The following is a 25,324-nucleotide window of genomic DNA, read 5'->3' on the forward strand; positions in this document are numbered from 1 at the left end:
GCCGGCCGGGCTACGTATTCCCCTTACCGATCACCTCGAAAGGGCACGAAGCAGTCATGGGTTCCCCGTTCCCGCCCCCGTCCGAACGCTCCGCCGAACTGCGTCGCCGGTTCGCCGAGGAGGCCCGCGCCGAGCGGCCCGATCTGTCGGCGCTGTGCCTGCTGGTCGGCGCGCAGGCCGACGCCTCGCTGGACGACACCGGTGTCGACGCCGCGCAGGCGGAGCTGGACAGACTGGCCGGGGAGCTGCCGTACCGGCCGGGCGGGCCGGGTGCCTGGGCCGAGGCGCTGCGGAAGCTGCTCGGCGAGCGGTGTGGCTTCCGGGGTGCTCCCGTCGACTACCAGCGGCTGGAGTCCTCGCTGCTGCACCAGGTCCTTGAGCGCCGGCGCGGGCTGCCGATCCTGCTGTCGGTGGTGTGGATCGAGGTCGCGCGGCGGGCCGGGGCGCCGGTGTACGGGGTCGCGCTGCCGGGGCACTTCGTGGTCGGGTTCGGGCCGGTGGACGAGCAGGTGGGCGAGCAGGTGCTCGTTGATCCCTTCGACGGGGGGCGGGTGTTGACGGGGCCGGACGCGGAGTTGCTGGTCGCGGGGGCGACGGGGGCCTCGCTGGATGCGTCGATGCTGACGCCGGCGGATCCGCTGGACGTGGTGCTGCGGATTCTGAACAACGTGCGGGCGTGGGCGCTTGCCCGGCCCGAGCGGACGGATGTGGGGCTGTGGGCGGTGGAGCTGTCGCTGCTGTTGCCTTCGCATCCGGCGCGGCTGCGGTACGAGCGGGCGCAGTTGCTGGTGCGGCGGGGGGATGTGCTGGGTGGGGCCGTGGAGTTGGAGGCGTATGCGGAGGTTGTGGAGGGGGTGGATGGGGGTGCGGCGGAGTCCTTGAGAGGGGAGGCTCGGGCCGCTCGGGCCCTTTTGAACTAGGGGTTCGTCCGGGGGACTTCGGGTGCGGGTACGGGTGCGGGTGCGGGTGCGTTGTGGCTTGTCGCGCAGTTCCCCGGGCTCCTGGGGGGTTGCAGGCGGCCTGCGCCGAAAGCCGACGCCGCTGCCCCACCCGGTTCTACAACCAGCCCTTTTCCCTAGCCACCCGCACTGCCTCCGCTCGGTTTCGGACCGTCAGTTTCTGGATGGCGGTGGAGAGGTAGTTGCGGACCGTGCCCTGGGAGAGGTGCAGGGTCCGCGCGAGTTCCGCGTTGGTGGAGCCGTCGGCCGCCGCACGGAGGATCTCGCGTTCGCGGTCGGTGAGGGGGTTGGCGCCCTCGGCGAGGGCCGCCGCCGCGAGGGTGGGGTCGATGACACGTTCGCCGGCGAGGACCCGGCGTACCGCGTCGGCGAGTTGGGCGGCCGGGGCGTCCTTGACCAGGAAGGCGTCGGCGCCCGCCTCCATCGCGCCGCGGAGGTAGCCGGGGCGGCCGAAGGTGGTGAGGACGACGAGCCGTACGTGGGGCAGTTCGCGGTGGAGCAGAGCCGCGGCCTCGATGCCGGTGGCGCCGGGCATCTCGATGTCGAGGAGGGCCACGTCGATCTCGTGGGCGCGGGCCAGGGCCAGGATCTCGTCGCCGCGGGCGGCCTGCGCGACCACCTCGATGTCGTCCTCCAGGCCGAGCAGCGCGGCCAGTGCCTCACGGACCATCGACTGGTCCTCGGCGAGCAGGACCCGGATCGTGCGGCTCATGCCGGGGATCCTACGTCCGTACCGGAACCGTCTGTACCGGAACCGTCCCTGCCGGGGCCGTCGGGGACGGTGCCCGCCGGGACGCGGGCGACGAGCCGGAAACCCTGCTTCTGCGGGCCCGCCTCCAGGGTTCCGCCCGCCTTGTGGAGGCGTTCGGTGAGGCCGGTGAGGCCGTTGCCGGGGACACCGCCCCTGCCGCCGGATCCGTCGTCGGCGACGGTCAGCTCCACGACGGTGCCGTCGAGGGTCTCGCGGCGCAGTACCTCGACGGTGCAGCGCCGGGCGCCGCTGTGCCGTACGACGTTGGTGACCGCCTCGCGCAGCGACCAGGCGAGGGCGGTCTCCGCGTCCTCCGGGAGAGCGGCCAGGTCGGCCTCGACGGGGACCGCGGCGGTGACGCCGGCGGCGGTGAGGGCGACCTGGGCGCCGGCCAGTTCGGCGGCGAGCCGGGGGCGGCGGTAGCCGGAGACGGCCTCCCGTACGTCCACCAGGGCCTGGCGGCTGACCCGCTCGATGTCGGCGACCTGCTGGGCGGCCTTGTCGGGCTGGTCGGGGAGCATCCGGCCGGCGAGTTCGCTCTTGAGGGTGATCAGGGAGAGCGAGTGGCCGAGCAGGTCGTGCAGGTCGCGGGCGAGGCGCAGCCGTTCCTCGTTTGCGGCGAGCTGGGCGACGGTGGCGCGGGCCTCGCGCAGCTGGATCGTGGTGCGGACCATCTCGCGTACGCCGGTCATGGCGAAGCCGCCGAGGAGGGCCGGGATGAGCAGCCCGGCGAGATAGGCGCGGCCGTCGGGGACGGCGAAGGCGACGGCGCTCATCAGGGCGGAGGCGCCTGCGATGGTCCAGCGCGCGTACCGCACGGGCAGTGCGGCGCCGGACGCGATCGACACGTAGACGAAGAGCACCAGCCACTCGCGGCCCAGGGTGACGGCGAGCAGCACCGACTGGGCGGCGAGGACGGCGAGCGAGGCGAGGACGAGGCGTTCGTGGTCCCGCCGGCCGGTCCGGAAGACCAGGATCATGTACCAGGTCACGAAGGCGGCGAGGCCGAGCCAGCCGAGCACCCGGACGCCGGTGGCGTGTCCGCCGTGCAGGAGGTCGGTGACGGGGGCGCCGAGGTAGGCGAACCAGATGGCCGTCCACAGCCCTTTGACGAACCGCTGTCTGCGGTTGACGGGGCGCTGTCCGATGCCGATGCCGCTCACGCCTTCAGCGTGTCCTTCCGGTACAGCCAGGCGGCGCCGCCCGCGAACACGGCGAACGACACGGCGAGGAGGAGGACGTCCCTCGCCTCCGGGGCCCGGCTCTGCTCGATGGCCTGTCCCAGGGCAGCGTACGCGTGGGTGGGCAGCCACTTCGCGAGGGACTGGAGCCAGTCGGGGAAGGTCGTGGTCGGCATCCACAGGCCGCCGAGGAGCGACAGGCCGAAGTACACGATCATCGTGATCGGCCGGACCGCGTCCCCGGTCGCGAGGTAGCCGATGGCGACGCCGAGCGCGGCGAAGACGAGACTGCCCGCCCAGATCGCGCCGGTGAGCGCGAGCCACTGCCAGGCGTCGAGGCGTACGTCCTTCACGGCCGAGGCGACCACGAAGACGATGACGATGGACGGCAGGCTGACCACGGCGGCGCTCGCTGTCTTGGCGAGGACGTAACCGTGGCCGGGCAGGGGGGTGAGCCGCAGCTGCCGTACCCAGCCGTTCTCGCGCTCCTTGGCGATGCGCTCGCTGTTGCCCATGAGGACGGCCGTCAGGGCGCCGAAGGAGGCCATGGAGACCATCATGTACGTCGGCAGGGTCAGGTCCGTGCCGTCGACCCGCGCGGTCGAGTCGGCGCTGCCCGCGATGATCAGGAACAGCACGGACGGGTAGATCACGGAGAAGAACAGGAACTTGCGGTTGCGCAGGGCGCGGACGAGTTCCAGTTTGATCAGGCCGTTCATACGCGCTTGGCCTCCTCGGCGGCGGTGAGGGTGAGGAACGCCTGCTCCAGGCCGAGCCCGGCGACTTCGAGGTTGCGGGGGTAGACGCCGAGGCCGTAGAGGGCGTGGACGGTGGCGTCGGCGTCGGTGGACCGGATGCGGACGGTCTGCCCGGAGACGTCGAGGGCGGAGAGGGCGGGCAGGGTGTCGAGCGCGGCCCGGTCGACGGGCCCTTCGAGGTCGAAGGAGATCCTGCGGGCGCCGGCCTTCGCCTTGATCTCGGCCGCGGTGCCGTCGGCCAGCAGCCGGCCGCGGTGCAGCACGAGGACCCGGTCGGCGATGGCGTCGGCCTCTTCGAGGTAGTGGGTGGCGAACAGCACCGTGCGGCCCTGGGCGGCCTGTTCGCGCATGGTCGCCCAGAAGGCCTGGCGGGTGGTGACGTCCATGCCGGTCGTGGGCTCGTCCAGCACGATGAGGTCGCTGTCGCCGGCGGTGGCGAGGGCGAAGCGGACGCGCTGGGCCTGGCCGCCGGAGAGCTTGTTGACCTTGCGGTCGGCGATCTGGGTGACGCCGGCGCGGGCGAGGACGTCGGTCACGGGGTGCGGGCGCGGGTGCAGCGCGCAGGCGAGCCGTACGAGTTCACGGACCGTCACCTCGTCCATCAGGCCGCCGCTTTGCAGCATCGCGCCGACGCGCCCGGCGACGATGGCCTCGCGGGGGCCGTCGCCGAGCACCCGGACCGTCCCGGTGTCGGCCCGCTTCAGTCCGAGCAGCAGATCGAGCGTGGTGGACTTGCCCGCCCCGTTGGGCCCGAGCAGCGCCACCGTCTCCCCCGGGTGCAGGGCGAACGTCAGCCCGTCCACGGCCCGTACGTCCCCGTACGTCTTGCTCACCCGGTCGAAGCCGACCACGGGGGTCGTGGTCGTGACCGGTGCAGTTGTCGTCATGCACCCAAGCGTGGCCGGGCGGGACGGGGGCGGGGCAGTGTCGGGGATCCGGTGTTGCGGATGACAGATGTCATAGGGGGATGGTCGGGACGCGGTTCCACCGCGCCCTCAAGGGGCGCGGGGCCGTGACATTGTGCGGCTCCGCCGCGTGGGCGCGACCAGCCCCATCGGACCCGCAGCCGACCACGCACCCCCCGCGCGGAGCGCGCCTACCTAACTGGGGTCCGTCTCGATGGTGACGTCCCGGTCACTCGTGCTCAGCAGCGCCTGCCGAAGCGCGCCGTAGACATCCTGCGGGGTGACGTCCGTCTTGTCGCCGGTCGCCCGCGTGATCTGCACCCCGTCGAACGTCTGCCCGTAGAGCTCCTGGAGCACCGTGAGGTCGGGCGCGTCGACGAGCTTGCCGTCCACGGCCTTGACCTTGAGGAACTTCCACAGCGAGTTCTCGGGGCTGAACTCGATGAAGCGGGTGGCGTCGGTGCGCACGATGACGTTGGCCGACATCGCCGGCTCCGCGAACTCCTTCATCATGCGGTCGACCTCGGCGTTGCTGACGGTCGGTTCCTGGCTGGTGGTGGGCAGCCGGACCGGGTCGGTGGTGCCGGACTCGACCTGGGTGCGGTACGCCTTCTCGACGGCCTCGGTGGCCTGGCCGGCGTCGATGCCCTTGCCCGCCTTGCCGTAGACCGCGACGGCCTTGCCGGACTCGAACCTGATGGTGCCGTCGCCCGCGGTACCCGCGCTGCCCGAGGCCTCCTCCAGGGCGGCCCGCAGCTTCTCCTCGTCGACCGGCATGACCGGTTCGACGATCCGCTTCTGGCCGAAGAGGGAGCCGACTACGGAGACGGGGTTGTAGTCGCTGCCGGCGGCGGCGTCGACCGTGGCGTCGGCGTCGAACTGGAGGCCCGACTGGTCCGGCCTGAGGGAGACGGTCTCGCCGTCGACGGCCAGCTTCAGCGGTTTGTTGATCTGGTCGCCGAGCGCGTCGTCGAGCTTCTTGACGGCGTCGTCACGGGTGCCGCCGCCGATGTCGACGCCGAGCACGGTGGTGCCCTTGGGCACGTCGGAGTGGTTCATCAGCAGTCCGGCGCCGTAGACGCCACCGGCGATGAAGAAGACACCGGTGCCGAGCAGGACCAGCTTGTTGCGGCCCTTCTTCTTGCGGGGTGCGGCGGGCGCGCTCTGCTGGGCGGGCTCGGGCAGCTTCGGCGGGGTGTGGGTGACCGCGCCGTCGCCGGGTCCGCCGCCCGGCGCGAAGGAGGGGCCGCGGTCGCCGGCCGGCACCACGGGGATGCCGCTGCTGACGGTGTCGCCGGAGACGTTGCCCGTGTTGGGGTAGCGGCCGCCCGGGGGTTCGGTGACGTGCTTCTGCGGGGTGAGGATCGCGGTGTCGTCGCTGAGGCCGCCGCCGGGAATCGCGTGGCCGCCGGGTACGCCGGGACCGCTGGAGATGCCGGTGGTGCCGTTCGCTCCGGGGCCGCCGGGTCCGCCGGCGCCCAGGGGCGGCGCGAGGGGGCTGTCGCCGGTGACGGGGCCGCCGGTGGGGCCCGCGGGGCCCTGCGGGCCGCCGTAGCCGTGGGGGCCGCCGTGGCCGCCCTGGCCGTTGGGTCCGCCGGGACCGCCGGGACCGCCGTACGCGCCGCCGGGACCGTACTGCCCCTGCTGGCCCTGCTGGCCTTGTTGCCCCTGCTGGGTGTGCCGGCCTTGGTGTTGTCCGGGTCCGCCCTGTCCCCCGTCGGCGAAGTTCTCGCCGCCGTTGGCGAAGTAGGGCAGGTCGTCGCGGCGGGTCTCACCGGTGCCGTGGGGGTTGCCGTTGGTGGCGCTGTGGCCCTGGCCGTTGCCGTTGCCGAGGGGGCCGGCCGCGAGGGCCTCGGTGACGTCGAAGGAGCCGGTGCCGCCGCCGTGCCCGGGGGCCACGGGGCCGCCGGTGGGTCCGGAGCCGGTGCCGGGGCGGGCGGGGGCGGGGGTGCTGCCGGGGCCGAGGGCACGGTGGCCGCCCGGTCGTGCGGCACCCGGCGCGGGGGCCGCGGGTGCGGGCGCGGGTGAACCGCCGCTCTGCCCGGCCCCGTTGGCGGTGCCGCCGCCCTGACCGGGCGCGGGCTGGCCGGACTTGCGGGGCGCGAACCAGTCGCTGGTCTTCTCCTCGGCCTGGGCCGCGGGCGCGACGGGCGCCGGCTCGGCTCTGCCGTGGGAGGGAGCCGAGGCGGGGGCCTGGGCGGGCTCGGTGCGCTGCTCGCCGGCGCCGTCGGTGTCGGCGACGGGTGTGCGCACCACGACGGGCGGGATCGGCCGGGACCCGGGGATGTTGATCCGGATCCGGGTCGTCAGCGTGGTCTCGGTCTTGCGTTCCTCCGGCTGCGCGGCCGAACGGCCCTGCTCCGCACCGGCGTCGGGAACCGCGGGCGTCCCGTAGGGCGGCGTGCCCGAGGGGTATGCGGCTCCACCGCGCCCGTTGGGCCCGGAGGACGGACTGTCAGTTTCACGACTCAAGGCAGGTTCTCCCGGTTGGCTCGCCGCCCGTGCGACCTCACTTTGCTAGGGGGTCCCCCCGGCTCGAACCGAGTCGAGCGGTGGTCGAGCTGTTGGGGGAAGCTCGGCGGCGCGCACCACCATACTGGCCGCCACACGCGCGCATCCCATGACCGCTGGGGAAACCCACACGGGACTCGCACGTGTGCAGACCGGCGAAGTGGTACGTCACTTGCCAAGTCGGACGGAAGGGGCACCCGGTTGCCGCCCCAGGGCAAGCGTGGCGCAGATCACAGCCACACCCATGCCGCCGAGGAGGAAGAGGTACGAGCCACTGCCGGCGGCGAACAGGAAGTCGCCCTCGGGACGGCTCGCGGTGAGCAGCACCACGGAGATCATCCAGCCGGCGGCGCCGGCCACGGCTCCGCTGCGCCCGCCGGTCGCCCGCGCGCCACCGAGGAAGGTCCCGGCGGCGCCGAGGAGCGCGAGCAGCAGGCCGCCGGGGAACCAGGCGGACTGCATCAGGGCACCGGCGACGGCGACGACCGCGCCGAGCGCGAAGAGCCCGAGGTGGGCGAGGATCCGTACGGCGGACGGCCGCCGCAGCGGCTGGGCGAGCATCGATCCACGGTCACTCACGAGGTGTCTCCGATCCCGGCGATCCCGGCGAACAGGTCACGGTCGATGCCGTCGGCCGGCTCGCCGCGCACCAACTCGTAGTACTCGGTGGTGAACAGGGGCTGGACGAGTTCGTTGGAGAGCACGAAGTACGGCTCCAGGACCTCGATCTGGGTGGCGTGGGCGCGCATCGCGGCGGCCTTGGCGGCGGCGTGGGCGGTGCCGTCGACGGTGGTGGTGACGTGGTGGTCGTCGACCACACCGGGCACGTCGCCGACGCTCGCGGCCTTCTTGTACGGCAGGTGCGCGAGGCCGTCGGCGAGCCGGGCGAAGGCGTCCTCTACGACGGTCCTCGGCACCCGGTTCCAGTACACCCGGTCGATCCCGACGCCCTCGGCCTCGGCGAGTTCGGCGGCGCGGGTGGCGACGCGGTGGGCCTGGATGTGGTCGGGGTGGCCGTAGCCGCCGTTGGGGTCATAGGTCACGAGAACCTGCGGCCGCACCTCACGAACGACATCCAGCAGCTGCCCGGCAGCCTCATCAAGACCGGCCTGCCAGAAGCACCCCGGGTCATCGTTGTCGGGCAGCCCCATCATCCCGGAGTCGCTGTACCGCCCGGCGCCCCCGAGCAGCCGGAAGTCGTCGACCCCGAGCTCGCGCATGGCGTCGGCCAGCTCACCCAGCCGGTGCTGACCGAGGGCGGCACCGGAGAGATGGCGAAGCTCCGGCGGAATGACCTCACCCCGCTCCCCCAGCGTGCAGGTGACGAGCGTCACATGGACACCCTGGGCGGCGTACGCGGCCATGGTCGCGCCGTTGTTGATCGACTCGTCATCCGGATGAGCATGCACAAGCAACATCCGACGGCCGGGCAGTTCGGTCATACCCTCACCCTACGAGGCCCTGCGCCGCCTCTCCCGCCCACCCACCAGGCGGGCAGGAAGCAGCGGCGCCATGAGGGCTCAGAGTTCCGCCTGCGCGAAGATCTCCGCTGCGGACGGGGCCGTGACCGCCCGAGTGAGCCGGCGACGCAGCAGATCAGGGTCGGCGCAGCCGGTGATCCGTTCCCGGACCTCGTCGGAAACGTCGACACCGCGCGCTTCGAGCACCAGCAGGATGTCCTCGGCGCGCTCCTTGGCGCGAGCCTCTTCGCGGGCCTCTTCGCGGGCCTCTTCGCGGATCTCTTCGATGAGGTACGACTTGTCGAAAGAAAGGTCCACAGCCACCAGGTTCCTCCAGAGTTCTGCGGCCCGGCGATTGCCGCCGACACCTTGCGCGATGAATTCGACGATGGGGTCTACGACGGCTTCCGGTTCGTCTAGTGAGAAAACGGCACCGCGGTCCCGGCAGCGGCCAGGCTCAGGCAAGCGGAAGGTTGCACGACACCGAGACGCGCTTGCGTTCGCGACGCGGGCAGCCGTGGGCCTCCACCTCGCGCAACGCGGCCGCGATACGTGTGGCAGCCCAGACCGATGGCGAAGAGGGACAACTCCGCATGCTGGGCGAGGCGGTTGCCGATCACGCTGAGCGTAGGACAGGCAAGGGGCCGTGAATCCAGCCGAGTTGGTGATGTTCACTCGCCCGAGTGAGCCGGCTCTGCGGGCGGGTGGGGTGGGGCTTGGGCGGGTTCTTTCACCGTCGTGGTTCTTTGGAAAGGTCGCCCCTCGCACCGGAGCACGTGCACCCGGGTTCCGGTTCCGGGCCTACCTCCAGTTCGGCCCAGACCGTCTTGCGGGGGTGCGGGCCCCGGGCGGTTCCCCAGCGGTCCGCCAGCGCGTCCACCAGGATCAGACCCCTTCCCGACTCCGCCTCGACATCCGGGTGTTGCAGCTCCGGCGTGCGGTCGCCTCGGGTGTCGGTGACCTCGATACGCAGGGTGCCGCCGACGACGTAGAGCGTCAGGCGGAAGTCCCTGCCGGGGACGCGACTGTGCGTGGCGGCGTTCGCCGCGAGTTCCGCCACGATGTGCTCCGCCGGGGCCAAGGGGACTCCCCAGGCGCGGAGTTGCTCGGTGGCCAGGAGGCGGGCGAGGCGGGCTCCCCGTGGCGTGGGTGACAGCTGCGCGGTGAAGTTGCGGACGGGGGTGTGGACTTGGGCCTCGGGGGCGGCGGTTTCTTGATTCACGTCACTCAGCGTGGCCATCCACGCCTACCGTGAACAGTGATGAAGCCGTTGCGTACGGTGACTGTCCAACGGTTGTCCGGACGTGTCCAGGCTGTCGACGGCGGCCGTACGGGTAAGGGCGTCGCGGCAGGGTCGTACGACGGAGGGGCGCGGGATGGCGACGGACGTCGAGGTCGTGAGCGGAGCGGACGAGCCGGGGTGGGAGGTGGACCCCGACGACGAGTGGGGGCTCGCGATCATCGCCACGGTGGGGAGGCAGCTACGGCTGCGGCGAGAGGCGGTGGGGATGCGGGTCCCCGACTTCGGGGGCGCGGTCGGGTACGGCGACGACATGGTCTACAAGATCGAGGCCGGGAAGCGGATTCCCCGGCAGGAGTACTTGGACAAGGCGGACCAGGTGCTGGGCGCGGGCGGGCTGATCTCGGCCACCTGGGAGGACGTGAAGAAGGTCCGCTACCCGAAGAAGGTTCGGGATCTGGCCCAGATGGAGGCCAAGGCGGTCGAGATCCAGCTGTACGACCCGTTGAACATTCATGGGCTGCTACAGACGCCGGAGTACGCGCGCGGGCTTCTCCTGATGCGTCGGCCCACGTACACCGAGGACGAGGTGGAGCGGTTCATCGCCGCGCGTGTGGCCCGCAAGGCCGTGTTCGAGCGGGATCCCCGACCCGAACTGAGCTTCGTGCTGGAGGAGTGGACGCTACGGCGCCCACTGGGCGGAAAGGCGACGCTGCACCGCCAGTTGGAACACCTGCTGGAGATCGGGCGACTACGGAACGTCGAGTTGCAGGTGATGCCGATGAGTTGCGAGCAGCACGCGGGGCTGGCCGGCGGTATCGAGGTGCTGAAGTTCGAGGACGGATCGGCCGTGGGACGGTCTCCGGCACTGACCAACGGCCGACCGGTGTCCGAACCCAAACAGCTCCGTATCCTGGAACTGCGCTACGGCACCATCCGGGCCCAAGCGCTCACACCGCGTGAGTCAGCGGCCTTCGTCGAACAACTGCTGGGAGAGACATGATCCGCAACGCCTCGGCCGGGAACGCCTCCGAGCTCGCGTGGTTCAAGAGCAGCTACAGCAGCAGCAGCGAGGGCGACTCCTGCGTCGAGGTCGCCCTCGGCACCGGCACTATCCACGTCCGTGACTCCAAGCACCACCAGACCACCGGCCCCCGCCTCCAGCTCACGCCGGAGGCCTGGGCCGACTTCGTGGTGGACGTGTCGCGCTGACCGGGGTCAGAAGTTGATGCTGCCGATCATCCCCGCGATGTTCGTCGTCAGCTCGTTGATCGTCGGGGCGATCGTCGAGGACGCCAGGTAGAAGCCCAGGAGTACGCAGACCACCGCATGCCCCGCCTTCAGGCCGGACTTCTTGACCAGCAGGAAGACGACGATCGCCAGCAGCACCACCGCCGAAATCGAGAGTGCCACGGCGGATCACCTCCAAGCAGAGCGGGCGGACTTGCCCATCCGTACAGACGTGTAGAGACGTGTAAATCCATGCAGCAGCCAGCAGGTTCATACCCACCCAGCGCCAGTGATCATAACTATCCGTACGCGCGCATCTCTCGGCGCACGGCCGCACAAGGGGGCGCATGGCCAATATCGTCGGAGCATGACGACCGAGGCTGACTCCTTCCCCCGCCGGCACGCCCGTACCCAGCGCTTCTCGCTCGGCGCGCCGCGTTCGTTCACCGTCGCGCCGGACGGCTCGCGTGTCGCGTTTCTGCGCTCTCCGTCGGGCACGGATCACGCCAACACCCTGTGGGTGCTCGATCTGCCGGACGGCGGGGAGCGGGTGGCGGCGGATCCGCGCGCGCTGCTGGGCGGCTCGGCGGAGCGGCTGTCGCCCGAGGAGCGGGCGCGCCGCGAACGCAGCCGCGAGGGCGGCGCGGGGATCGTCGGGTATGCCACCGACGCGGCCGTGGAGTTGGCCGCCTTCGCCCTGTCGGGGCGGCTCTTCACGGCGGAGCTGCGGACCGGCACGGCACGCGAACTGCCGGTTCCGGGGCCGGTGATCGACCCGCGCCCCTCCCCCGACGGCCGCCTTGTCGCGTATGTCGCCGCGGGGGCGCTTCGGGTCACGGGCGCGGACGGCGAGGAGGACCGGGCACTCGCGGAGCCCGAGGCGCCCGAAGTGACGTACGGGCTGGCCGAGTTCGTCGCCGCGGAGGAGATGGACCGTCCGGGCGGCTTCTGGTGGGCGCCGGAGTCCGACCGGCTGCTGGTGGCGCGGGTGGACGACACGCCGGTGCGGCGCTGGTGGATCGCCGACCCGGCGCAGCCGGAACGTGATCCACAACACGTCCCGTATCCGGCGGCGGGCACACCCAACGCACAGGTCAGGCTCTTTGTGATCGACCTCGGCGGGGTGCGCACGGAGGTCTCCTGGGACCGTGCGCGGTACCCGTATCTGGCGCGTGTGCACTGGTCAGCGGCGGGTGCGCCGCTGATCCTGGTGCAGGCGCGCGACCAGCGCAGCGCGCTGTATCTGGCGGTGGACCCGGACACCGGCACGACCCGGATGGTGCATGCCGACGAAGATCCGATTTGGCTGGAACTTTTCCCCGGAGTGCCCAGCTGGTCGCCCTCCGGACGGCTCGTGCGGATCGCCGACGAGGGCGGCGCGCGGGTCCTCGCGGTGGGTGAACGGCCGTTGACGGGACCGCAGTTGCACGTCCGCGCGGTGCTCGACGTGTCGGACGACGATGTGCTGGTGGCGGCCTCGGCGGGCACGGAGGCGGCCTTTCCGGAAATCGGCGAGGTACACGTCTACCGGGTGAACGAACTCGGCGTGGCGCGTCTGTCGGAGGAGCCCGGCGTGCACACGGCGGTGCGTTCGGGCGACGTCACGGTCCTGGCGTCCTTCGCCCTGGACCGGCCGGGGGCCAAGGTGCAGGTGCTGCGCGACGGCAAGCCCGCCGCGATCGTCCCCTCGTACGCCGAGCATCCCGGTTTCTCCCCGCGCGTGACGCTCACCACGGGGGGCGCACGGCAGATCCCGTGCGCCGTACTTATGCCGCGTGACTACCCCGGTGACACTCCCCTGCCGGTGCTCCTCGACCCCTATGGCGGTCCGCACGCGTCCCGGGTCGTCGCCGCGCACAACGCGTATCTGACCTCGCAGTGGTTCGCCGACCAGGGGTTCGCGGTGGTCGTCGCGGACGGGCGCGGCACACCGGGCCGTTCACCGGCGTGGGAGAAGGCCGTCCACGGGGATCTGACGCTCACGCTCGACGACCAGGTCGAGGCGCTCCAGGGCCTGGCGGAGTCGTTCCCGCTGGATCTCTCCCGGGTGGCCGTGCGCGGCTGGTCCTTCGGCGGCTGGCTCGCGGGGCTGGCGGTACTGCGCCGCCCCGACGTCTTCCACGCGGCCGTCGCGGGCGCCCCGGTGACGGACTGGCGGCTGTACGACACGCACTACACCGAGCGGTACCTCGGCGATCCCGCCCGCTCGCCGGAGTCGTACGCGCACAACTCCCTGATCACCGACAACGGGCTGTCCTCCCCCGCCGAGCCGCACCGGCCCCTGATGATCGTGCACGGTCTGGCGGACGACAACGTCGTCTTCGCCCATGCCCTGCGGCTGTCCTCCGCGCTGCTCTCGGCGGGCCGCCCGCACGAGGTGCTGCCCCTGTCCGGCGTCACGCACATGACCCCGCAGGAGCAGGTCGCCGAGAACCTGCTGCTGCTCCAGGTGGACTTCCTCAAGCGGGCTCTCAAGATGGACGCCTGAGCCGCGACCCGGCCGTACCCGGACAAGAACCAGACCGGGGTGACATGGCGCACCCCGGTCTGGTTACGGCACCCGCACGGCCGTACGTTCTTCAGTGTGGCGTGTCCCCATATCGGTGCCGGGTCGGCGGAGTTGCCGCTTTGTTACCGCTCCCCGTCCGACGGCACGACCTGCTTCTCCTCGGCGAAGAGACAGGCCGAGTCGTGGACCGCCGGGCCGGACAGGGACCGCAGATGGGGCGGTACGGCCAGCGGCGGGATCTCCTGGGCGCAGCGTTCCTGGGCCTTCCAGCAGCGGGTGCGGAAGCGGCAGCCGGAGGGGACGTGCGTCGGGGACGGGACGTCGCCGGCCAGGATGATCCGCTCGCGGTGTTCACGGGCGTCGGGGTCGGGCACGGGGACCGCGGACAGCAGCGCCTGGGTGTAGGGGTGCGTGGGATGGTCGTAGATCTCGGCGTCCCTGCCGGTCTCGACGATCCGGCCGAGGTACATCACGCCGACCCGGTCGGAGATGTGCCGGACGATCGACAGGTCGTGGGCGATGAAGAGATAGGCGAGGTCGAACTCGTTCTGGAGGCGTTCCATCAGGTTGATGACCTGGGCCTGGACCGAGACGTCCAGCGCGGAGACCGGCTCGTCCGCGACGATGATCTCCGGGCGCAGTGCCAGCCCCCGCGCGATGCCGATGCGCTGGCGCTGACCGCCGGAGAACTGGTGCGGATAGCGGTTGATGTACTCGGGGTTGAGGCCGACCACGTCGAGCAGTTCCTGCACCCGGCGGCGGCGGTCGCCCTTGGGGGCCACCTCGGGGTGGATGTCGTAGGGCTCGCCGATGATGTCGCCGACGGTCATCCGGGGGTTGAGCGAGGTGTACGGGTCCTGGAAGACCATCTGGATGTTGCGGCGTACGGCCTTCAGGGCGCGCCCCGACAGGCGGGTGATGTCCTCGCCCTTGTACTTGATCGAACCGGCCGTCGGGCGCTCCAGGTTGACCAGCATCCTGGCGACGGTCGACTTGCCGCAGCCGGACTCGCCGACGATGCCGAGGGTCTCGCCGCGGGCCAGGGTGAGGTCGACGCCGTCGACGGCCTTCACCGCGCCGACCTGCTTCCTGAAGAGGATGCCGGTGGTGAGCGGGTAGTGCTTGACCAGCCCGGTGACCTCCAGGATGGGTTCGGGGGCGGGCGCGGGCGCCGGCGCGGACCCGGGTTCAGCCGTTGTCGCCATCGAGGCACTCCCTCCAGAAGTGGCAGGCGCTCTCGCGGCCCTCGGAGACGTCGTACAGGGGTGGTTCGTCGGTGCGGCAGACGTCCTGGGCGAGCGGGCAGCGCGGGTGGAAGGCGCAGCCGGGCGGGATGTTGAGCAGGTTGGGGGGCAGGCCCTTGATGGCGTAGAGCTCCTGGCCCTTCTGGTCGAGGCGCGGGATGGAGTCGAGCAGGCCGCGGGTGTACGGGTGGGCGGGCGCCTTGTAGATGTCGTGGACGGGCGCCTGCTCCACGATCCGGCCCGCGTACATGACGGCGATGCGGTCGGCGACGTCGGCGACCACCCCGAGGTCGTGCGTGATGAGGATCAGGCCCATCCGCAGTTCGCGCTGGAGGTCGGCGAGGAGTTCCATCACCTGGGCCTGGACGGTGACGTCGAGGGCGGTGGTCGGCTCGTCGGCGATGATCAGGGCGGGTTCGAGGGCGAGCGCCATCGCGATCATGATGCGCTGGCGCATACCGCCGGAGAACTGGTGCGGGTACTGCTTGACCCGCTCCTTGGCGCCGGGGATGCGCACCCGGTCCATCAGCTCGACGGCCTTGGCCCGTGCGTCCTTCCTCGACATGCCCCGGTGCACGATGAACATCTCGCCGAGCTGGTCGCCGACGGAGAGCACCGGGTTCAGCGAGGACAGCGCGTCCTGGAAGATCATCGCCATCTCGGCGCCGCGCACCTTGCGCCGCTCCTCCTCCTTGAGCTTCAGCAGGTCGCGGCCCTGGAAGAGGATCTCGCCGCCGGTGATCCGGCCGGGCGGCATGTCGAGGATGCCCATGACGGCCTGTGCGGTGACCGACTTGCCGGAGCCCGACTCGCCGAGCACGGCGAGGGTCTCGCCGGCGTCCACGGCGTAGTCGACGCCGTTCACGGCCTTGGCGACACCGTCCCTCGTCTTGAACTCCACGTGCAGGTCACGCACTTCGAGGAGCACGGCGGCTCACCTCAGCTTCGGGTCGAGGGCGTCGCGCACCGCGTCGCCGAGCATGATGAACGCGAGGACGGTGAGCGCGAGGGCGCCGGACGGCCAGAGCAGGGCGTGCGGGGCGTTGCGGATGTAGGGCGAGGCGGCGGAGATGTCGATGCCCCAGGAGACGCTCGGCGGCTTCAGTCCGACGCCGAGGTACGACAGGGTCGCCTCCAGGGCGATGTACGTACCGAGCGCGATCGTCGCGACGACGATGACCGGCGCCACGGCGTTGGGGGTGATGTGCCGCAGCAGGAGCCGGGAGTTGGAGGCGCCGAGGGCGCGGGCGGCCTGCACGTAGTCGTTCTGTTTGGCGGTGATGACCGAGCCGCGGGCGATCCGGGAGATCTGCGGCCAGCCGAGCAGCACCATGAACCCGATGACGGGCCAGATGGAGTTGCTGGTCACCACCGACAGCAGCACGAGGCCGCCGAGGACGACGGGGATCGCGAAGAAGATGTCGGTGATGCGGGACAGGATCGAGTCGGAGATCCCGCCGAAGAACCCGGCGAGGCCGCCGAGGACCGAGCCGAGGATCGCGACCCCGAGGGTGGCGCAGACGCCCACGGCGACGGACGTACGGGCGCCGTAGACCGTACGGGTGTAGACGTCGCAGCCCTGGCCGTTGAAGCCGAACGGGTGGCCGGGCTGGGAGCCCTCCTGGGCCTTGGAGAGGTCGCACTTGAGGGGGTTGCCCGAGGCGATGAGGTGCGGCCACAGGGAGATGAAGACCAGGAAGAGGATCACCAGGCCCGAGATGATGAAGACGGGGTTGCGGCGCAGGTCGTGCCAGGCGTCGGACCACAGGCTGCGGGCGCGCTCCTGGGGGCCGGGGCCGCCGGGCGGGGTGCCCAGCGTCTCCGCCTCGGCGGCGGCGAGGTCCATGGCGCCGCCCATGCCGGTGGAGGCGATGGCGGAGTCCTCGTTCGCCCGTCCCCCGCCGGCGGCGTACGGCTGCGAAGGCTCAGACATAGCGGATCCTCGGGTCGAGTACGGCGTACAGAAGGTCCACCAGCAGGTTGGCGACCAGGAAGACGAGGACGAGGACGGTCACGAAACCCACGACCGTCTGGGTGTTCTGCCGGAGGATGCCCTGGTAGAGCTGGTAGCCGACCCCGTGGATGTTGAAGATCCGCTCGGTGACGATGGCGCCGCCCATCAGGGCGCCGATGTCGGTGCCGATGAAGGTGACCACGGGGATGAGCGAGTTGCGCAGCAGATGCCGGGTCACCACCCGGCGCCTCGGGAGGCCCTTCGCCGTGGCCGTACGGACGTAGTCGGAGCGGCGGTTCTCGGCGATGGAGGTGCGGGTCAGGCGGGTGACGTAGGCGAGTGAGACCGAGGCGAGGACCAGGCCGGGCACGATCAGCTCGTCGAAGGACGCCTCGGTGGACACCGACGGTTTGATCCAGCCCCACTCGACGCCGAGCAGCAGCTGGAGCAGCAGGCCGGTGACGAAGGTGGGGACGGAGATGACGACGAGGGTCAGCAGCAGTACGGCGGTGTCGATGGGCCGCCCGCGGCGCAGCCCGGTGATGACACCCAGCGTGATGCCGATGACGACCTCGAAGACGATCGCCACGATGGTCAGCCGGATGGTGACCGGGAAGGCGCTGCCCATCAGCTCGGTGACCGGCTGCCCGTTGAAGGCGGTGCCGAAGTCGCCGGTGAAGACGTTGCCCATGTAGGTCAGGTACTGCTGCCACTCGGGCTTGTCGAGGCCGAACTCCTTGCGCAGCTGAGCGGCGGTGGCCGGGTCGCACTCCCGGTCGCCGCAGAGTCCGGCGATGGGGTCGCCCATCACGTTCACCATCAGGAAGATCAGCAGCGTGGCCCCGATGAAGACCGGGATCATCTGGAGCAGCCGCCGGACGACGTACCGTCCCATGCCGGGTCAGCTCACCTTGATCTCGTTGTACACCGGGACGCTGAACGGGTTGAGCTTCACGTCGGAGAGCCGCTCCGAGTAGCCTGCGCTGCCGTTCTGGTACCAGAGCGGGATGGCCGCCATGTTGTCCCGGACGACCTCCTCGGCCTGCTGGAACAGGCCCACGGCCTTCGCGGTGTCGGTCTCGGCGTTGGCCTGGTCGACGAGTCCGTCGAAGTCCTTGTTGGACCACTTGCCGTCGTTGGAGGAGGCGTTGGTGTAGTAGAGCGGCTGGAGGAAGTTCTGGATGAGCGGGTAGTCCATCTGCCAGCCGGCCCGGAACGGTCCGCTCATCTTCCGCTCGGTGATCTGGTTGCGGAAGTCGGCGAAGGTGCCGACGGGGTTGCCGACGCAGGCGCGGTCGTTGTCGAGCGCGTTGTTGATGGAGTTGCAGACGGCGTCCACCCAGTCCTTGTGAGACCCGGTGTCGGCGTTGTAGGTGATCTTCACCTGCCCCCCAGGAAGCCCACCCCCTTCCTGAATGAGCTTCTTCGCCTCAGCGGCATCGAACTCGCACCACTCCCCGCACAGCCCCTCCTTGAAGCCGCCCTCCTCGCCGAGCACCGGGGAGGTCCAGTCGGTGGCCGGGGTGCGGGTCTTCTGGAAGATGGTCTGGGTGATCTGGTCGCGGTCGATCGCGCGGGACAGGCCCTGGCGGACCTTGACCGAGTCGGCCTTGTTCCAGTCGCTGTCGTAGAACGGGAAGGCGAGGGTCTGGATGATGCCGGCCGGGGTGTTGAGGTAGCGGTCGCCGAGGTCGTTCTTGACGTTCTTGAGCTGCGAGGCGGGGACGTCGTCGACGAGGTCGAGGTTGCCGGCCATCAGGTCGGTGTAGGCGGTGTTGTTGTCGGTGTAGACCTTGAGGTCGACGCCGCCGTTCTGCGCCTTGTCGGTACCGGGGTAGCCGTCCCAGGCGCGCAGGGACATCTGCGAGCCCTTCTGGTACGAGTCGATGGTGTACGGGCCGTTGCCGACGGGCTTGCTCACCCAGGCGGCGTGGTCGTCGAAGAACGCCTTGGGCAGCGGGGCGTAGGCCGGGTAGCCGAGGGTGTCGGGGAACGTGGAGAACTTCTGCCCGAGCCGGATGGTGAAGGTCCGCTCACCGGTGACCTTCAGCCCGGAGAGCGTCTGAGCGCTCTGGGCGCCGCTCTCGGGGTGCACCTGCTCATACCCGTCGATATAGCCGAAGAAGTAGGCATTGCGCTGGTTGTTCTTGAGGCTGGCGCCGTAGTTCCAGGCGTCGACGAAGGACTGGGCGGTGACGGCTTCGCCGTTGCTGAACGTCCAGCCGCTCTTGACGGTGACGGTGAAGTTCTGCGAGTCGGTGGTCTCGATGGACTCGGCGAGCATGTCCTTGGCCTCGCCGGTCTCCGGGTCGTACCGCTTCAGACCACGGAAGATCATGTCGAGGACCTTGCCGCCCTGCACCTCGTTGGTGTTGGCCGGCTCCAGCGGGTTCTGCGGGTCGCCCCAGGAGGCGCTGAGCACGGCGCCGGAGTCGCCGCCGCTGTCCCCGCCGCTGTCGCCGCCTCCGCAGGCCGTCGCCGCGAGGGCGATCGCCGTGGCGCATGCGGCCCATCTGGCGTGCGTGGCTCCACGCATGGGGTGCCTCCTCGTCAGTGCGTGTGCGTCAGCGCTGGCGCTGGCTCATTACGGGACAATATGTACGCACTCCCCCCAACCCGCACGCCCACCCACCCGTACGAGGGGCCCCGGCCCCCCGAAGAGCCCTGACCCCACCCCACACCCGCACCGTCACGACGACAGCTCCCACCCCCAGGGGCGCGGGGAACTGCGCGCCAAGCCCCCACCGGGCCGCACCGGCACGACGACGGAGGCCCCTCCAGGGGCGCGGGGAACTGCGCGACCAGCCACCACGGCCCCGCACCGTCACAACAACCGTCACCCCCCAGGGGCGCGGGGAACTGCGCGAACGGCCACGACGGCGCCGCACCCGACAACACCACCCGGCGTGGGGGCTGGACCGCGGGGCGTTGCGCAACCCGGCGCGACGGGGTGCCGCCGCGCCCACCCGTGCCGCCCCAGCGGCACAGCTGCCCGCAGCGGCGGTGGGTGCGGCTGCCCGCGGCGGCGGTGGGTGAGCGGGAACCGCCTCCTGTGGGCACCGCCCCAGCGGCAGCGCCAGCGGCAGCGCCAGCGGGGCGTCATGTTGCGGCCAAGGCCCGACATTCCCTCCCCCACCGGCAGGTCAAAGGACAAAAGAGCCGATCAAACCCACCGGGGTTTCATTGACCCGCCCTGACACCGCGTTGAACAGTCGCGCTAGCCCGTGCGTTCGCCAACTGTTCACCCACCCCCCGCACGGGCCGGGAGCACCATGACCTCGCCCACCTCCGTCGCCGCACCCCCACCGGCGCAACCCGCCCCACCCCCAAGACCCGGCGCCGGCGCCGGCAACGGCCGTTCACCCGCCCGCATCGCCTGGCTGAGGTTCCGCCGGGACAAGGCAGGAGTGATCTCGGCCGGCATCGTCGTCGTCTTCTTCGTCGCCGGCATCGCCGCCCCGCTGATCGCGAAGCTGTACGGCAAGGACCCGTACACCACCTACGGCCAGAACCAGTCCGGCCTCCTGAACGAGTTCGGCTTCCCCGTCCGCCCCAACGGAGGCGTAAGCGGCGACTTCTGGTTCGGCGTCGAGCCCCAGCTCGGCCGGGACGTCTTCACCCTCCTGCTCTACGGCATCCGCAACTCGCTGCTCATCGCCACCGCGACCACCGTCCTCGTCACGTTCCTCGGCATCGTCGTAGGACTGACGGCCGGTTACCTCGGCGGCCGTGTCGACGGCTTCGTGGGCCGGGTCATCGACATCCTGCTGGCCTTCCCGTCCACGCTGTTCTTCATCGCCTTCTGGCCGGTGATGATCTCGATCTTCGTGTCGCCGGACGAGAACACCCCGACCTGGCTGACGGTGGTCAGCCTGATCTCCGTGATGACCGCGTTCGGCTGGGCCCCCATCGCCCGCCTGCTCCGCGGCGAGGTACTCGGCCTGCGCGAACGGGAGTTCGTGGAGGCAGCCCGCGTCACCGGCGCCTCCCCCGCCCGGATCATCTTCCGCGAGCTGCTGCCCAACCTGTGGACGCCGATCCTCATCCAGGCCACCCTCGCGCTGCCCATGTACGTCACCACGGAGGCCGCCCTCGCGTTCCTCGGCGTCGGCCTGAGCGACCCGACCCCCGACTGGGGCGTGATGATCCAGCGCGGCGCGCAGGTCTACCAGAACGACATCACGTACATGCTCTTCCCCGGCCTGTCGATGGTGGTCTTCGTGATCGCCTTCAACCTCCTCGGCGACTCCGTGCGCGACGCGCTGGACCCGAAGACCAGGCGCTGATCCCCCCTCCCTCGAGCCCAACCCGACCCGACCCACCCTTCAGACAGGACAGTCATGTCTCTCTCCGGTTCGCCCCTCTCCCGCAGAAACTTCGTCATCGCCACCTCGGTGGCCGCGGCCGGCGGCTCCCTGCTGCTTTCGGCGTGCAGCAGCGGCGGCGGGGGAGGCGGTACGTCGGACAGCGGCGGCGGCGCGGCCGGTACGGCCGACTACTCCGCGGTGACCATCGGCACCGCGGACGACTCCACCGGCCCGGCACCGGAGGTGTCCGGCGCGCGCAAGGGCGGCACGATCCACGCGCTCGGCCCGGACGACTTCTCCCATCTGGACCCGCAGCGCATCTACTTCGCCTGGAACTCCACGGCGGCCAATCTCTACGTCCGCTGTCTGACCGGCTACAAGATCGCCTCGAACGGCTCGATGAAGCTGGTCGGCGACCTGGCCACCGACCCCGGCACGATGTCCGACGGCGGCAGGACCTGGACCTTCACGCTGAAGGACGGGGTCAAGTGGGAGGACGGCAGCGACCTCACCGTGGACGACGTACGCCACGGCATCGAGCGCGGCTTCGCCAGCTTCACCACCGAGGGCGCGACCTACGTCCAGTCCGCGCTGACCGGCACCAGCGACTTCCGCTCGGTCTACAAGGGCCCGTACAGCGGCAAGCACCTGTCCTCGATCGTCACCGACCCGGCGAAGCGGACCATCACCTTCCATCTGAAGACGGCCCGCCCGGACCTCAACTACACGCTGGCAATGCACTCCTACGGGGCCGTGCCGGTCAAGCACGACACCAAGCAGAACTACGACAAGGACCCGTTCTCCTGCGGTCCGTACCGGATCAAGCAGCACTCGGTCGACAAGTCGATGACGTTTGTGCGCAACACGCACTGGAACCCGGCGACCGACCCGATCCGCACGGCCTACCCGGACACGTTCGCCTTCGAGTTCGGCCCCGAGGCGCTCCAGGCGACGGACCGGCTGATCGCCGACTCCGGCGACGACGAGTTCGCGGTGATGGCCTACAGCGGTGTCCCCGCCGAGCGGATCCAGAAGGTGCTCGGCGACGCCGACCTCAAGGCCCGCACGATCGACGGACTGCTGTCGGGCCTGTACTACTACGCCATCAACTGCCGCCGGATCAAGGACGTCCGGATCCGCCAGGCCCTCAACCACGCCTGGCCCCTCCAGCAGATCCGCACGATCTACGGCGGCCCGTCGGCCGGTGACTACGCGACCACGATCCTCAGCCCGGACATCGCGGGCCGCCAGAAGTTCGACCTGTACGGCAAGCTCACCAAGCCGCAGGGCGACCCGGAGAAGGCGAAGGCGCTGCTGAAGGAGGCCGGGGCGCTCGGCCAGAAGATCGTCTACACGTATCCGCAGGGCGGCAACGACGTCTACGAGAAGACCAAGGTGGTCATCGCGGACGCGCTGAAGAAGGCCGGCTTCGATCCGGTCATCAAGCCGGTGGAGTCCACCAGCTACTACGACCAGGTCCAGCAGATCGACAACCAGTTCGACGTGATGTGGTTCGGCTGGTCCCCGGACTGGCCCACCGGATACACCATCCTCCAGCCGCTGTTCGACGGCACGACGATCGCCAACGGCGCCAACAACGTCTCGGAGCTCAACGTCGGCTGGGTCAACTCCGACATCAGGCAGGACGCCGTCATCACCGACCCCGACAAGGCCAACGCGGCCTGGGCCTCCCTCGACCGGCAGCTGATGCAGAAGGAGGCGCCGATCATCCCGGAGACCTACCAGCGCCGCTACTACCTGTACGGCGACAAGGTCGGCGGCAGCCAGTTCGACCCGCTGTTCTCCGCGTTCCTGCTCTACAAGCTCTACGCCAAGGCCTGATCGACGACCATGGCCCGTTTCCTCCTCCGCCGGACGCTGGGCGCGCTGCTGATCCTCCTGATCATCAGCGTGCTCACCTTCGTCCTGTTCTACGTCGCCCCGCGCGACCCGGCGCGCACCGCCTGCGGCAAGCTCTGCACGCCCGAGACGCTCGCGCTGGTGCGGCGCAACCTCGGCATCGACGAACCCCTCCCGGTGCAGTACTGGCACTGGCTGGTCGGCGTCTTCGCCGGCCGCGACTACGCCGGGCTCGGCAACTGCCCGGCCCCCTGCCTCGGTTACTCCTTCACCAACCACGAGCCGGTGCTCGGCCTGATCACCGACCGCTTCCCGACCACCCTCTCGCTCGCCCTCGGCTCCACGGTGGTGTTCGTCGTGGCCGGCGTCGGCACCGGCATGATCGCGGCGGTCAGGCAGGGCCGCCCGCTCGACAAGATCGCCTCCTCGGCGTCCCTGATCGGCTCCTCGCTCCAGATCTACATCGTCGGTGTGGTCGCCATGTACTACCTCTCCGACCAATGGCACGTCTTCGCCCGCCCCTCCGACGCCACCGGCTTCACCCAGGATCCGGCGGCCTGGTTCAAGGGCCTGCTACTGCCCTGGCTGGTGCTCGCGCTGATCTTCACCGCCAACTACACCCGGATGACCCGCTCCCAGCTGGTCGAGACCCTCAGCGAGGACTACGTCCGTACGGCCCGCGCCAAGGGCATGTCCCGGCGCACGGTGTTCTTCCGGTTCGCCTGGCGCGGCGCGATGGGCCCGATCGTCACCATTCTCGGCCTCGACATCGGCTACCTCCTGGGCGGCGCGATCATCACCGAGCAGACCTTCGGACTGCACGGCATCGGGGCGCTGTCCATCAAGGCCGTACGCGACAACGACCTGCCGCTGCTGCTCGGTGTGGTGCTGGTCGCGGCGGCGGCGATCGTCGTGGCGAACATCGTCGTGGACGCCGTGTACGCGCTGATCGACCCACGGATCCGGCTGGCGTAGGAGAGGCGAACATGACCACTCAAGCGGCCGTCACCGACGGCACCCGCGAGGCCACCGGCACCCCGTTCCTGTCGGTCCGCGACCTGCACGTGCACTTCTCCACCGACGACGGTGTGGTCAAGGCCGTCGACGGGCTCTCCTTCGACGTCGAGGCGGGCCGGACCCTCGGCATCGTCGGCGAGTCCGGCTCCGGCAAGTCCGTCACCAACCTCACCGTCCTCGGCCTGCACGACCGCCGCCGCACGGCCATCGAGGGCGAGATCGTCCTCGACGGCACCGAGCTGCTGACCGCCCCCGAACGGGAGCTGGAGCGGCTGCGCGGCAACAAGATGGCGATGATCTTCCAGGACGCGCTGGCCTCCCTGTCGCCGTACCACACGGTCGGCGTCCAGATCGCCGAGACGTACCGCAAGCACACCGGCGCGTCCCGCCGGGAGGCCCGCGCGCGGGCCGTCGAGATGCTGCGGCGGGTCGGGATCCCGCAGCCGGAGGTGCGGGTCGACGACTACCCGCACCAGTTCTCCGGCGGTATGCGCCAGCGCGCGATGATCGCCATGGCCCTGGTCTGCGACCCCCGGCTGCTGATCGCCGACGAGCCGACCACCGCCCTGGACGTCACCGTGCAGGCCCAGATCATGGACCTGCTGCGTGAACTCCAGGACGAGTACGGCACGGCGATCGTGTTCATCACCCACGACCTCGGCGTCATCTCGCAGATGGCGGACGACGTCCTTGTGATGTACGCGGGCCGGTGCGTGGAGCGCGGCAGCCGCGCCGAGGTACTGACGGACCCGCAACACCCGTACACCCTTGGCCTGTTGGGCTCCATGCCCAGTCTGCGCGGGCCGGTGGACGTGCCGCTGGCGCCGATCCCGGGCACCCCGCCCTCGCTGCTCGACCCGCCGCCGGGCTGCCCCTTCCATCCGCGCTGCGCCTTCGCCGAGCAGGTGCCCGGGGGCCGCTGCGCCGGCGAGCGCCCGGTGCTGAACCTGACGGCGGGCCGGGGCGCCGCCTGTCATCTCACGGCCGGACAGCGCCGCGAGTTCTTCGCGGACTACACGACGGCCCGGGTCGACTGACCCGCGCAACACGGCACTTCACGCTAGGAACCCCATGCCATGACCGAGACCACGCCCCTGCTGGACGTCCGGGGCCTGACGAAACACTTCCCGATCCACGGCGGCTTCCCGATCAAACGCAAGGTCGGCGCGGTCCAGGCCGTCGACGGCATCGACCTGACCGTCGGGGTCGGCGAAAGCGTGGGCCTGGTCGGCGAGTCCGGCTGCGGCAAGTCGACCACGGGCCGGCTGATCACCCGCCTCCTGGAGCCCTCCGAGGGCCGCATCACCTACGCCGGCGAGGACATCACCCACGCCAACCGCAGGCAACTGGCGCCGGTGCGTTCGGAGATCCAGATGATCTTCCAGGATCCGTACTCGTCGTTGAATCCGCGGCAGACGGTCGGCACGATCATCAAGTC

24 protein-coding genes and 1 pseudogene are annotated in these 25,324 nt (G+C 70.6%); 9 read left to right on the forward strand and 16 right to left on the reverse strand.

Annotation, left to right across the window (positions count from 1 at the left end):
• Positions 1-56 precede the first annotated feature (56 nt).
• Complete coding sequence (locus ACIQAC_RS26975) at positions 57-920, forward strand: transglutaminase-like domain-containing protein (protein WP_402195031.1); 864 nt, start codon at positions 57-59, stop codon at positions 918-920.
• Positions 921-1,056: 136 nt separating this feature from the next.
• Here the strand turns inward: ACIQAC_RS26975 and ACIQAC_RS26980 are convergent, their stop codons facing one another.
• From ACIQAC_RS26980 to ACIQAC_RS27025, 10 genes and pseudogenes are all read right to left on the reverse strand, one after another.
• Positions 1,057-1,671, reverse strand: a complete 615-nt coding sequence (locus tag ACIQAC_RS26980; protein WP_402195032.1) for a response regulator — start codon at positions 1,669-1,671, stop codon at positions 1,057-1,059.
• Positions 1,668-2,873, reverse strand: a complete 1,206-nt coding sequence (locus ACIQAC_RS26985) for a sensor histidine kinase (RefSeq protein WP_402195035.1) — start codon at positions 2,871-2,873, stop codon at positions 1,668-1,670. The genes ACIQAC_RS26980 and ACIQAC_RS26985 overlap by 4 nt, the downstream gene beginning before the upstream one ends.
• Complete coding sequence (locus ACIQAC_RS26990; protein WP_402195038.1) at positions 2,870-3,610, reverse strand: ABC transporter permease; 741 nt, start codon at positions 3,608-3,610, stop codon at positions 2,870-2,872. The genes ACIQAC_RS26985 and ACIQAC_RS26990 overlap by 4 nt, the downstream gene beginning before the upstream one ends.
• Positions 3,607-4,536: an ABC transporter ATP-binding protein gene (locus ACIQAC_RS26995; protein WP_402195041.1), complete on the reverse strand. Its 930-nt coding sequence runs from the start codon at positions 4,534-4,536 to the stop codon at positions 3,607-3,609. Before ACIQAC_RS26995 ends, ACIQAC_RS26990 begins: the two co-directional genes overlap by 4 nt.
• A 213-nt stretch (positions 4,537-4,749) precedes the next feature.
• Complete coding sequence (locus tag ACIQAC_RS27000; RefSeq protein ID WP_402195044.1) at positions 4,750-7,026, reverse strand: hypothetical protein; 2,277 nt, start codon at positions 7,024-7,026, stop codon at positions 4,750-4,752.
• Between the two features lie 207 nt (positions 7,027-7,233).
• The gene (locus ACIQAC_RS27005; protein ID WP_402195047.1) at positions 7,234-7,644 is read right to left on the reverse strand and encodes a DUF6113 family protein; all 411 of its coding nucleotides are present in this window, start codon (positions 7,642-7,644) and stop codon (positions 7,234-7,236) included.
• A complete protein-coding gene (mshB, locus tag ACIQAC_RS27010; RefSeq protein ID WP_402195049.1) occupies positions 7,641-8,507 on the reverse strand; it encodes an N-acetyl-1-D-myo-inositol-2-amino-2-deoxy-alpha-D-glucopyranoside deacetylase in 867 nt (288 codons plus the stop codon). The genes ACIQAC_RS27005 and mshB overlap by 4 nt, the downstream gene beginning before the upstream one ends.
• A 78-nt stretch (positions 8,508-8,585) precedes the next feature.
• Positions 8,586-8,990 carry a hypothetical protein gene (locus ACIQAC_RS27015; RefSeq protein ID WP_402195051.1) on the reverse strand — a complete coding sequence of 135 codons (405 nt, stop codon included), beginning with the start codon at positions 8,988-8,990 and terminating at the stop codon, positions 8,586-8,588.
• 1 nt (position 8,991) lies between these two features.
• Positions 8,992-9,181: pseudogene (locus ACIQAC_RS27020) on the reverse strand (hypothetical protein); the annotation flags it as partial.
• A 74-nt stretch (positions 9,182-9,255) separates the two neighbouring features.
• Positions 9,256-9,747, reverse strand: coding sequence for an ATP-binding protein (locus ACIQAC_RS27025; RefSeq protein ID WP_402195054.1), 492 nt, complete (start codon positions 9,745-9,747; stop codon positions 9,256-9,258).
• A gap of 154 nt (positions 9,748-9,901) precedes the next feature.
• Between ACIQAC_RS27025 and ACIQAC_RS27030 the strand changes: the two genes are divergently transcribed.
• Together ACIQAC_RS27030 and ACIQAC_RS27035 are read left to right on the forward strand one after the other, a co-directional pair.
• Positions 9,902-10,768 (forward strand): helix-turn-helix domain-containing protein, encoded by an 867-nt coding sequence (locus ACIQAC_RS27030; protein WP_402195056.1) that lies wholly within the window; start codon positions 9,902-9,904, stop codon positions 10,766-10,768.
• Positions 10,765-10,977: a DUF397 domain-containing protein gene (locus ACIQAC_RS27035; protein WP_402195058.1), complete on the forward strand. Its 213-nt coding sequence runs from the start codon at positions 10,765-10,767 to the stop codon at positions 10,975-10,977. The genes ACIQAC_RS27030 and ACIQAC_RS27035 overlap by 4 nt, the downstream gene beginning before the upstream one ends.
• Before the next feature lie 6 nt (positions 10,978-10,983).
• On the opposite strand, the gene ACIQAC_RS27040 is transcribed toward ACIQAC_RS27035, so the two are convergent.
• Positions 10,984-11,178, reverse strand: a complete 195-nt coding sequence (locus ACIQAC_RS27040) for a hypothetical protein (protein WP_402195059.1) — start codon at positions 11,176-11,178, stop codon at positions 10,984-10,986.
• A 184-nt stretch (positions 11,179-11,362) separates the two neighbouring features.
• Between ACIQAC_RS27040 and ACIQAC_RS27045 the strand changes: the two genes are divergently transcribed.
• Positions 11,363-13,483 carry a prolyl oligopeptidase family serine peptidase gene (locus ACIQAC_RS27045; RefSeq protein WP_402195061.1) on the forward strand — a complete coding sequence of 707 codons (2,121 nt, stop codon included), beginning with the start codon at positions 11,363-11,365 and terminating at the stop codon, positions 13,481-13,483.
• A gap of 143 nt (positions 13,484-13,626) precedes the next feature.
• On the opposite strand, the gene ACIQAC_RS27050 is transcribed toward ACIQAC_RS27045, so the two are convergent.
• The 5 genes from ACIQAC_RS27050 to ACIQAC_RS27070 are packed head-to-tail and all read right to left on the reverse strand — an operon-like array spanning position 13,627 to position 19,238.
• Complete coding sequence (locus ACIQAC_RS27050) at positions 13,627-14,709, reverse strand: ABC transporter ATP-binding protein (protein WP_402195063.1); 1,083 nt, start codon at positions 14,707-14,709, stop codon at positions 13,627-13,629.
• Complete coding sequence (locus ACIQAC_RS27055; protein WP_402195065.1) at positions 14,693-15,676, reverse strand: ABC transporter ATP-binding protein; 984 nt, start codon at positions 15,674-15,676, stop codon at positions 14,693-14,695. The genes ACIQAC_RS27050 and ACIQAC_RS27055 overlap by 17 nt, the downstream gene beginning before the upstream one ends.
• Before the next feature lie 6 nt (positions 15,677-15,682).
• The gene (locus ACIQAC_RS27060; protein WP_402195067.1) at positions 15,683-16,681 is read right to left on the reverse strand and encodes an ABC transporter permease; all 999 of its coding nucleotides are present in this window, start codon (positions 16,679-16,681) and stop codon (positions 15,683-15,685) included.
• Positions 16,674-17,597 (reverse strand): ABC transporter permease, encoded by a 924-nt coding sequence (locus ACIQAC_RS27065; RefSeq protein WP_402195069.1) that lies wholly within the window; start codon positions 17,595-17,597, stop codon positions 16,674-16,676. Before ACIQAC_RS27065 ends, ACIQAC_RS27060 begins: the two co-directional genes overlap by 8 nt.
• Positions 17,598-17,603: 6 nt before the next feature.
• Complete coding sequence (locus ACIQAC_RS27070) at positions 17,604-19,238, reverse strand: ABC transporter substrate-binding protein (protein ID WP_402195071.1); 1,635 nt, start codon at positions 19,236-19,238, stop codon at positions 17,604-17,606.
• Positions 19,239-19,974: 736 nt separating this feature from the next.
• On the opposite strand from ACIQAC_RS27070, the gene ACIQAC_RS27075 reads away from it, so the two are divergent.
• From ACIQAC_RS27075 to ACIQAC_RS27095, 5 genes are all read left to right on the forward strand, one after another.
• Entirely contained in the window at positions 19,975-20,988 is a 1,014-nt protein-coding gene (locus tag ACIQAC_RS27075; RefSeq protein ID WP_402195073.1) for an ABC transporter permease, read from the forward strand.
• Positions 20,989-21,042: 54 nt separating this feature from the next.
• Entirely contained in the window at positions 21,043-22,851 is a 1,809-nt protein-coding gene (locus ACIQAC_RS27080; RefSeq protein ID WP_402195076.1) for an ABC transporter substrate-binding protein, read from the forward strand.
• Positions 22,852-22,860: 9 nt separating this feature from the next.
• The gene (locus ACIQAC_RS27085) at positions 22,861-23,844 is read left to right on the forward strand and encodes an ABC transporter permease (RefSeq protein WP_402195079.1); all 984 of its coding nucleotides are present in this window, start codon (positions 22,861-22,863) and stop codon (positions 23,842-23,844) included.
• Positions 23,845-23,855: 11 nt separating this feature from the next.
• Complete coding sequence (locus tag ACIQAC_RS27090) at positions 23,856-24,923, forward strand: ABC transporter ATP-binding protein (protein ID WP_402195081.1); 1,068 nt, start codon at positions 23,856-23,858, stop codon at positions 24,921-24,923.
• A gap of 39 nt (positions 24,924-24,962) precedes the next feature.
• Positions 24,963-25,324 (forward strand): ATP-binding cassette domain-containing protein (locus ACIQAC_RS27095; protein WP_402195084.1); only part of this gene is annotated, 362 nt, incomplete at its 3' end.

The sequence above is a fragment of the Streptomyces sp. NPDC088387 genome, assembly GCF_044753385.1.
In the GTDB taxonomy this organism is placed as follows: Bacteria; Actinomycetota; Actinomycetes; order Streptomycetales; family Streptomycetaceae; genus Streptomyces.

Excerpts from the sequence above, each read along its gene's own strand:
- ACIQAC_RS26975 (WP_402195031.1), top strand. The coding sequence starts at position 57 with ATGGGTTCCCCGTTCCCGCCCCCGTCCGAACGCTCCGCCGAACTGCGT.
- ACIQAC_RS26980 (WP_402195032.1), bottom strand. The coding sequence starts at position 1,671 with ATGAGCCGCACGATCCGGGTCCTGCTCGCCGAGGACCAGTCGATGGTC.
- ACIQAC_RS26990 (WP_402195038.1), bottom strand. The coding sequence starts at position 3,610 with ATGAACGGCCTGATCAAACTGGAACTCGTCCGCGCCCTGCGCAACCGC.
- ACIQAC_RS26995 (WP_402195041.1), bottom strand. The coding sequence starts at position 4,536 with ATGACGACAACTGCACCGGTCACGACCACGACCCCCGTGGTCGGCTTC.
- mshB (WP_402195049.1), bottom strand. The coding sequence starts at position 8,507 with ATGACCGAACTGCCCGGCCGTCGGATGTTGCTTGTGCATGCTCATCCG.
- ACIQAC_RS27030 (WP_402195056.1), top strand. The coding sequence starts at position 9,902 with ATGGCGACGGACGTCGAGGTCGTGAGCGGAGCGGACGAGCCGGGGTGG.
- ACIQAC_RS27035 (WP_402195058.1), top strand. The coding sequence starts at position 10,765 with ATGATCCGCAACGCCTCGGCCGGGAACGCCTCCGAGCTCGCGTGGTTC.
- ACIQAC_RS27045 (WP_402195061.1), top strand. The coding sequence starts at position 11,363 with ATGACGACCGAGGCTGACTCCTTCCCCCGCCGGCACGCCCGTACCCAG.
- ACIQAC_RS27050 (WP_402195063.1), bottom strand. The coding sequence starts at position 14,709 with ATGGCGACAACGGCTGAACCCGGGTCCGCGCCGGCGCCCGCGCCCGCC.
- ACIQAC_RS27060 (WP_402195067.1), bottom strand. The coding sequence starts at position 16,681 with ATGTCTGAGCCTTCGCAGCCGTACGCCGCCGGCGGGGGACGGGCGAAC.
- ACIQAC_RS27065 (WP_402195069.1), bottom strand. The coding sequence starts at position 17,597 with ATGGGACGGTACGTCGTCCGGCGGCTGCTCCAGATGATCCCGGTCTTC.
- ACIQAC_RS27070 (WP_402195071.1), bottom strand. The coding sequence starts at position 19,238 with ATGCGTGGAGCCACGCACGCCAGATGGGCCGCATGCGCCACGGCGATC.
- ACIQAC_RS27075 (WP_402195073.1), top strand. The coding sequence starts at position 19,975 with ATGACCTCGCCCACCTCCGTCGCCGCACCCCCACCGGCGCAACCCGCC.
- ACIQAC_RS27080 (WP_402195076.1), top strand. The coding sequence starts at position 21,043 with ATGTCTCTCTCCGGTTCGCCCCTCTCCCGCAGAAACTTCGTCATCGCC.
- ACIQAC_RS27085 (WP_402195079.1), top strand. The coding sequence starts at position 22,861 with ATGGCCCGTTTCCTCCTCCGCCGGACGCTGGGCGCGCTGCTGATCCTC.
- ACIQAC_RS27090 (WP_402195081.1), top strand. The coding sequence starts at position 23,856 with ATGACCACTCAAGCGGCCGTCACCGACGGCACCCGCGAGGCCACCGGC.